2 rRNA genes are annotated in these 1173 nt (G+C 47.5%); both read left to right on the plus strand.

Features of this window, described 5'->3' with window-relative positions:
• Window positions 1–328 (plus strand): 16S ribosomal RNA (locus LKD70_RS18465); the annotation flags it as partial.
• Window positions 329–491: 163 nt separating this feature from the next.
• Window positions 492–609 (plus strand): 5S ribosomal RNA (rrf, locus tag LKD70_RS18470).
• Window positions 610–1173 lie beyond the last annotated feature (564 nt).

The raw sequence follows: 1173 nt of genomic DNA on the forward strand, positions 1-1173 counted from the left end.
GACTACATGAAGCTGGAATCGCTAGTAATCGCGAATCAGAATGTCGCGGTGAATACGTTCCCGGGTCTTGTACACACCGCCCGTCACACCATGGGAGTCAGTAACGCCCGAAGTCAGTGACCCAACCCACATCAGTGAGCATGACGAGAGCTTGCAGGGGAATGAAATGAGCCTGCAAGATCCGATGAAGAAATATGTCACGAGTCGAAAGAAAGACTCGAGTCGTGCTTAGTGATGTGGGAGGGAGCTGCCGAAGGCGGGACCGATAACTGGGGTGAAGTCGTAACAAGGTAGCCGTATCGGAAGGTGCGGCTGGATCACCTCCTTTCTAGGGAAGAGAGAAGTAAAGAGCTGTTGTCTATTGTTGAGTTGTCAGGGAGAGTCAAAAAAGAGGAAGTTCTTCGGGCTAACGGCTCGAAAGGACCTCGCCGAGACCGAAGAACAACGCTTCGTTCTAAAGCTCGGAAAGACCTCGCCAAGAACTCAAGCGTTTTGGTGGCGATGCGTCCGGGGGTAACACCCGTTCCCATCCCGAACACGATGGTTAAGACCCGGACGGCCGATGGTACTGCACTGGAGACGGTGTGGGAGAGTAGGTGGCCGCCAAATTTAAAAGAAAAGAGCAAAGGCAGATCCGCTGCCGGAGTTAAAAATAAATACAGGCAGGGAGGGACAACAATCCCTCAACGCCAACCCAATCAGCAGGGCAGTGCTGTTCTGATAGCTGGGTTTACCAGTGATTAGATACACAAAAAATTTTGTGTATGTAATGACTGATAAACAATCAGTCAGAGTTACGAATGCGAAGCTCTAAAGCCTCTGGCTTTATCGCTCATGGCACTGCGTGCCAATGCATCAAAAATAAATACTGTTTAGGAAAGCAAGCTTTCCACACAGCATCATTTTTGCTGCGCTCGCATTCTAGTGTACCTTGAAAACTGCATACAGAGAAAATCAATGAGAAGATATTAAATATCTAATCAAGACATCCGAGGTAATGTTATTAACAACATTAGCAATACAGTCTGAAGAAAACAGACTCAAATAAAATTGGCCTATTGCCAACACATATAACGCTATATATGTGTAGACGAGTTCTCATTCCCGTGAGAGCGAGTCGTTTGGTTATGCTGATAAGAGCGTATGGTGGATGCCTTGGCACTAAGAGCCGAT

It is taken from the genome of Ruminococcus turbiniformis (assembly GCF_020687545.1).
GTDB lineage: Bacteria > Bacillota > Clostridia > Lachnospirales > Lachnospiraceae > Mediterraneibacter > Mediterraneibacter turbiniformis.